General features: G+C 66.6%; 6 protein-coding genes and 1 rRNA gene. All 7 read left to right on the top strand.

Annotation, left to right across the window (positions count from 1 at the left end; genetic code table 11):
- Positions 1-23: 23 nt before the first annotated feature.
- Positions 24-140: ribosomal RNA gene (gene rrf, locus MQN93_RS41680) — 5S ribosomal RNA — on the top strand.
- A gap of 109 nt (positions 141-249) precedes the next feature.
- Positions 250-858: a cardiolipin synthase ClsA gene (clsA, locus tag MQN93_RS41675; protein ID WP_242713588.1), complete on the top strand. Its 609-nt coding sequence runs from the start codon at positions 250-252 to the stop codon at positions 856-858.
- Positions 859-973: 115 nt separating this feature from the next.
- Positions 974-3,469 carry a mannose-1-phosphate guanyltransferase gene (locus MQN93_RS41670; RefSeq protein ID WP_016434120.1) on the top strand — a complete coding sequence of 832 codons (2,496 nt, stop codon included), beginning with the start codon at positions 974-976 and terminating at the stop codon, positions 3,467-3,469.
- A gap of 98 nt (positions 3,470-3,567) precedes the next feature.
- A complete protein-coding gene (locus tag MQN93_RS41665; protein WP_242713587.1) occupies positions 3,568-4,482 on the top strand; it encodes a DUF881 domain-containing protein in 915 nt (304 codons plus the stop codon).
- A complete protein-coding gene (locus MQN93_RS41660) occupies positions 4,479-4,811 on the top strand; it encodes a small basic family protein (protein WP_003988855.1) in 333 nt (110 codons plus the stop codon). Before MQN93_RS41665 ends, MQN93_RS41660 begins: the two co-directional genes overlap by 4 nt.
- 5 nt (positions 4,812-4,816) lie before the next feature.
- Positions 4,817-5,734 (top strand): DUF881 domain-containing protein, encoded by a 918-nt coding sequence (locus MQN93_RS41655; RefSeq protein ID WP_016434118.1) that lies wholly within the window; start codon positions 4,817-4,819, stop codon positions 5,732-5,734.
- A 64-nt stretch (positions 5,735-5,798) separates the two neighbouring features.
- On the top strand, positions 5,799-6,704 hold the full coding sequence (locus MQN93_RS41650; protein WP_078516589.1) for a zinc-ribbon and FHA domain-containing protein: 906 nt from the start codon (positions 5,799-5,801) through the stop codon (positions 6,702-6,704).
- Positions 6,705-6,706 lie beyond the last annotated feature (2 nt).

Genomic DNA, 6,706 nt, shown 5'->3' with positions numbered 1-6,706 from the left:
TTCCGGTCAGTGTTTCATAGTGTTTCGGTGGTTATAGCGTGAGGGAAACGCCCGGTTACATTCCGAACCCGGAAGCTAAGCCTTACAGCGCCGATGGTACTGCAGGGGGGACCCTGTGGGAGAGTAGGACGCCGCCGAACTCCCTTTAGAGCTCTGGCTCTTGGGCATACAGCCCGAGAGCCAGAGCTTTTTTGCGTTGAGGTAAGGTCAGGGGGCATCGTTGGCACGTTTCCTACAGGAGGCCCCCGGGTGGAGGTCCAGGAGACCCGCGTCCAGACGGATCGGGTGCTCACCATCCCCAACATCCTCAGCATGGCGCGTCTCGTCGGCGTGCCGGTCTTCCTGTGGCTGGTTCTAAGGCCTGAGTTCGGGGGCCCCAAGAGTGACGGGTGGGCCCTGCTGGTACTGGCTCTGAGCGGAATCAGTGACTACCTGGACGGCAAGCTCGCCCGCCGCTGGAACCAGATCAGCAGCCTCGGCCGGCTCCTCGATCCCGCGGCTGACCGGCTCTACATTCTCTCGACTTTGGTGGGTCTCACCTGGCGCGAGATTCTGCCGCTCTGGTTGACGGCTGTACTTCTCGCGCGCGAGCTGGTCCTGCTGGTGATGGTCGGCATCCTCCGGCGGCACGGCTATCCGCCTCCCCAGGTGAACTTCCTCGGGAAGGCGGCCACCTTCAACCTGATGTATGCCTTCCCGTTGCTCCTGCTCAGTGACGGATCTGGATGGATCTCGTCACTCGCTGCTATTTTCGGATGGGCGTTCGCTGGATGGGGTACAACCCTCTACTGGTGGGCAGGAGTGCTCTACGTGGTGCAAGTCCGCCGACTGGTCCGTGCGGACTCCATGGCCGATTGAACTTCCCGATTGCCGCGGCCGTAGTGGCTCGATGGCCCTCGGTGGAAAAGTGCGGGACAATCTGGACGGGTGAAGTCGGCTAGACCGTCGTCTCTTTGAGGAGGACGCTTCCGACATGAAGGCCGTCGTGATGGCCGGAGGCGAAGGCACACGCCTTCGTCCCATGACCTCAAGCATGCCCAAGCCGCTCCTGCCCGTGGCGAACCGCCCGATCATGGAGCATGTGCTTCGGCTGCTCAAAAGGCATGGGCTGACCGAGACCGTCGTCACTGTCCAGTTCCTGGCCTCATTGGTCAAGAACTACTTCGGTGACGGCGAAGAGCTCGGAATGGAGCTCTCTTATGCCAATGAGGAGAAGCCACTCGGTACCGCCGGAAGCGTCAAGAACGCCGAAGCGGCGTTGAAGGACGATGCTTTCCTCGTCATCTCCGGTGATGCCCTGACCGACTTCGACCTCACTGAGCTGATCAATTTCCACAAGGAGAAGGGTGCGCTCGTCACCGTCTGTCTGACGCGTGTGCCCAATCCGCTGGAATTCGGGATCACGATTGTCGACGAAGAGGGGAAGGTCGAGCGTTTTCTGGAGAAGCCGACCTGGGGGCAGGTCTTCTCCGACACCGTGAACACGGGCATCTATGTCATGGAGCCCGAGGTCTTCGACTATGTCGAGGCCGATGTGCCCGTCGACTGGTCCGGTGACGTCTTCCCGCAGTTGATGAAGGAGGGCAAGCCGATCTACGGCTATGTCGCCGAGGGCTACTGGGAGGACGTAGGCACACACGAGAGCTATGTGAAGGCGCAGGCCGATGTCCTGGAGGGCAAGGTCGACGTCGAACTGGACGGCTTCGAGATCTCTCCGGGCGTCTGGGTGGCCGAGGGCGCCGAGGTCCATCCCGATGCCGTGCTCCGCGGCCCGCTGTACATCGGCGACTACGCCAAGGTCGAGGCCGGTGCCGAAATCCGCGAGCACACGGTCGTCGGCTCGAACGTCGTCGTGAAGAGCGGGGCCTTTCTGCACAAGGCCGTCGTCCACGACAACGTGTACGTGGGGCAGCACAGCAATCTGCGGGGTTGCGTGGTCGGAAAGAACACCGACATCATGCGTGCCGCGCGAATCGAGGACGGCGCCGTCATCGGTGACGAGTGCCTGATCGGTGAAGAATCGATCGTTCAGGGCAATGTGCGGGTCTACCCGTTCAAGACCATCGAGGCCGGTGCCTTCGTCAACACCTCGGTGATCTGGGAGTCCAGGGGGCAGGCGCACCTCTTCGGCGCACGTGGGGTCTCCGGCATCCTGAACGTCGAGATCACGCCAGAACTCGCGGTGCGGCTCGCCGGCGCGTATGCGACGACCCTGAAGAAGGGGTCGACCGTCACCACCGCCCGCGACCACTCCCGTGGTGCCCGAGCGCTGAAGCGTGCGGTCATCTCCGCGCTGCAGGCGAGCGCTATCGACGTACGCGATCTGGAGAACGTGCCGCTGCCCGTCGCCCGGCAGCAGACCGCTCGGGGCAGTGCCGGCGGGATCATGATCCGGACCACGCAGGGGGTGCCGGACTCCGTCGACATCATGTTCTTCGACGGGAACGGCGCGGACCTGTCCCAGGGCAGCCAGCGGAAGCTGGACCGGGTTTTCGCGCGGCAGGAGTACCGGCGGGCGTTCCCGGGTGAGATCGGGGATCTGCACTTCCCGTCCAGCGTCTTCGATTCGTACACCGGTTCGTTGCTGCGCAATGTCGACACGACCGGGATCAGTGAGAGCGGGCTGAAGGTCGTCGTGGACGCGACGAACGGCAGTGCCGGCCTGGTGCTGCCCAGCCTGCTCGGCAAGCTCGGTGTCGACTCGCTCACCATCAATCCCGGGCTCGACGAGTCCAGGCCCACCGAGACCGCCGATGTGCGCCGGTCGGGGCTGGTGCGGCTCGGGGAGATCGTGGCGTCGTCGCGGGCGGCCTTCGGTGTGCGCTTCGACCCCGTCGGCGAGCGGCTGTCGCTGGTCGACGAGAAGGGGCGGATCGTCGAGGACGACCGGGCTCTGCTTGTCATGCTGGACCTGGTGGCCGCGGAGCGGCGCAGCGGGCGCGTGGCGCTGCCGGTGACCACGACGAGGATCGCCGAGCAGGTGGCGGCGTATCACGGCACCCAGGTGGAGTGGACGACGACGTCGCCCGATGACCTGACGCGGGTCGGCGGCGGTGACGCGACCATCTTCGGTGGTGACGGCAAGGGCGGCTTCATCATCCCGGAGTTCAGCAGCGTCTTCGACGGCACTGCCGCCTTCGTACGGCTGATCGGACTGGTGGCGCGGACTCAGCTCACGCTCAGCCAGATCGACGCCCGGATCCCGCGGGCGCACGTCCTCAAGCGCGATCTCGCGACTCCGTGGGCCGTCAAGGGACTTGTGATGCGGCGCGTGGTCGAAGCGGCCGGAGAGCGCTTTGTGGACACCACCGACGGCGTGCGGGTGGTGGAGACCGACGGGCGCTGGGTGATGGTGCTGCCCGACCCGGCCGAGGCCGTCACCCATCTGTGGGCGGAAGGGCCCGACGACGCCTCCGCGCAGGCCCTGCTCGACGAGTGGTCGGCCGTCGTGGACAGCGCCGGCCGCTGAAAAGCGCAGCACGCGTGCGTGCCGGACATGCGTCCCCAACGGGGCCTGTCCGGCACGCAGGTGGGGCCATTCGGAGGTAGCGCTCGCGACATGCGACGATGTGCGGCATGCCGCAGCAGCCCCCCGTTCGGAGCACACCTACGCGACCCCCGCGTCCGGACGCTTCCATGTCGCTGCTCACCAACGTCATGGACCACAGTCTCGACGACGGCTACGCCGAGGCGGCCGCCCGCAAGAAGGCGGCGGGCGAGAGCGGTATGCCGAAGACGCTGCGGGCCAGGCTCGGTCTGGCCGCCGGGCTGGTGCTCGCCGCGCTCGTCGTCACCGTCGGAGCGGCACAGGCGCGCGTGGCGGCTCCCGTCGTCGCCAAGGAGCGCGAGGAGCTGATCGATCGCATCGATCGCGAGACCGCGGCAGCGGACAAGTTGGAGACCTCCGTCGACAAGCTCCGCGACGACGTGAACACGCGGCAGCGCGAGGCGCTGAAGAAGAGCGGTGGCGGCGACGGCGGCGAGCTGGTGGGCATTCTGTCGGGCGCGGTCGAGGTGCACGGCCCCGGCGTGAAGCTGGTGGTCGACGACGCCAAGGAAGCGACCAGCGGCGGCAACGGGGATCCGCGCGAGACCTCGGACTTCTCCGACACGGGCCGGGTGCGCGACCGCGACATGCAGCGCGTGGTCAACGGGTTGTGGGAGTCGGGCGCCGAGGCCGTCGCGATCAACGGGCAGCGGCTCACGGCCCTGTCGGCGATCAGGGCCGCGGGCGACGCGATACTGGTCGACAACAAGCCGCTGGTTCCCCCCTACACGGTGCTGGCCGTGGGCAACGGCAAGCAGTTGAGCAACAGGTTCCAGAACAGTGCCGACGGGCTGTATCTGCATGCCCTGCAGGAGAACTACGGCATCCGGAACAGCATTTCCGTGGAGAGCGACCTGCGGCTGCCGGCCGCACCGAGTGTGATCGTACGTACTGCACAGCCGAACAACGAGAAATCTGAGAAGGGCACATCGTGATCGCCGTACTGGGCCTCGTCGTGGGAGTCGTGGCTGGATTGTTGGTCCGGCCTGAGGTTCCGGCGGTCGTCGAGCCTTATCTGCCGATCGCCGTCGTCGCGGCGCTCGATGCCGTCTTCGGTGGTCTGCGGGCCATGCTCGACGGGATCTTCGACGACAAGGTCTTCGTGGTGTCGTTCCTGTCCAACGTGGTCGTGGCCGCCCTGATCGTGTTCCTGGGCGACAAGTTGGGCGTGGGCGCCCAGCTGTCGACCGGTGTCGTGGTGGTGCTCGGCATCCGGATCTTCTCGAACGCCGCGGCGATCCGCCGGCACGTCTTCCGGGCGTGAGCTTGATGAACGACAAGGACCAGACCCCCGAGAACAGGCTGCGCAGGGAACTTCCGGCGGAGCGGCCCGCGCCCAGTGGACCCGATGCCGCGCCCGACGGACCCGCGGCCGAGAAGACCCCCGAGGACGCGCCCCGGACGGGGCCCGAGAAGGCCCCTGACGCCGCTGAGGCTCCCGAGCAGAAACGGCCGGAGCAGAGCGACCTGACCGGGCGGCAGCGGCTGGTGAAGGGCATCTGGCCGCCGCGGGTCACCCGTGCCCAACTCATCGTCGCCGTCCTGCTGTTCGGCCTCGGCTTCGGTCTGGCCGTCCAGGTCGCCTCGAACAGCAACAGCGACAGTGCCCTGCGCGGTGCGCGTCAGGAAGATCTCGTTCGCATCCTCGATGAACTCGACGACCGCACACAACGTCTTGAGGACGAGAAGCAGGGACTTCAGAAGCAGCGCGACGAGCTGGAGAACAGCTCCGACCAGGCCGAGGAGGCCCGCAAGCAGACCGTCGAGAAGGAGAAGCAACTCGGCATTCTGGCGGGCACGGTGGCGGCTCAGGGGCCCGGCATCACGATGACCATCGAGGACACGAAGGGGTCGGTACAGGCGGACATGCTGCTCGACGCGATCCAGGAACTGCGTGCGGCGGGGGCGGAGGCGATCCAGGTGAACGACGTGCGGGTGGTCGCCGGCACCTATCTGACCGACTCCGGCAAGAGCGTGAGTGTCGACGGGAACAAGATCAACGCCCCGTATCGTTTCAAGGTCATCGGCAAGCCGGAGGACCTCGAGCCGGCGCTCAACATCCCTGGAGGCGTGGTGCAGACCCTCGAGAAGGAGCAGGCCACCGTCACCGTCGAGCGGTCCGGCAAGATCGTTGTGGACGCCTTGCGAGCTGCGAAGCGGCCTGACTACGCTCGGTCGTCCTCCTAGTGAACCGGCGGTGCATGGGGGACGTCCGGCGAGGGCATGAGGTTGCGGGGGGTCGGCGCACCGAATGGGTGGTGCGTGGTGGAAACTGTCTGGTGGATACGGACGTTGTGAAGATGTCCGGGTCGGCCGGTGTATGCAATCAGGGTTCGTCCTGCCCCACGGGCGGGTCTGTTTCGGTCAAGGGGAATCGCCCGTGAAGTTGTTTGCGAAGTTGTTCGGCAAGAGTGCGCGAGAGGACAGCGAGAACGCGACCGCTCGCCATCGCGCGCAGCCAGACGCGGAAGGCCAGCGCCCGCTGTTCCGGGACCAGGTCCCAGGCCCGGGCGGCGACATTTCCGGAGGTCAGGGCGCGCCGTCTGTTGACCCTGCGCAGTCCGGCGGCATAGGTTTCGGGCAACCGTCAACCTCAAGTACGGGTGGAGGGTTTTCCCCTATGTCGGCCCTGGTGTGTACGAGGTGCGGTAACCGCAACGCGGAGAGCAGCCGCTTCTGCAGCAACTGCGGCGCGCCGCTGCGGGCGGGGGCCACCCCCGAGCGTCCTTCGGAGACGACGTCCACGATCTCGATCTCCGGCATCGAGGCCTACGACGCCGAGGCGACCGGTCAGACGCAGATGCCGGCGCTGTCCCCGGAGGCCCAGGCGGCCGTGGACGCGCTCCCGGTGGGCTCCGCGCTCCTGGTCGTGCGCCGCGGACCGAACTCGGGCAGCCGCTTCCTCCTGGACGGCGACCTGACCACGGCCGGACGCCATCCGCAGAGCGACATCTTCCTGGACGACGTGACGGTCTCGCGCCGGCACGTGGAGTTCCGCCGCGGCGGTGACGGCTCCTTCACGGTGGCCGACGTGGGCAGCCTGAACGGCACGTACGTCAACCGCGAGCGGATCGACCAGGTCGGCCTGAACAACGGTGACGAGGTGCAGATCGGAAAGTACCGGCTGGTCTTCTACGCGAGCCAGCGGGGCTACTGACC

The sequence above is a fragment of the Streptomyces spinosisporus genome, from assembly GCF_022698145.1.
Classification (GTDB): domain Bacteria; phylum Actinomycetota; class Actinomycetes; order Streptomycetales; family Streptomycetaceae; genus Streptomyces; species Streptomyces spinosisporus.
This window is presented reverse-complemented; position numbering and strand designations above follow the sequence as displayed.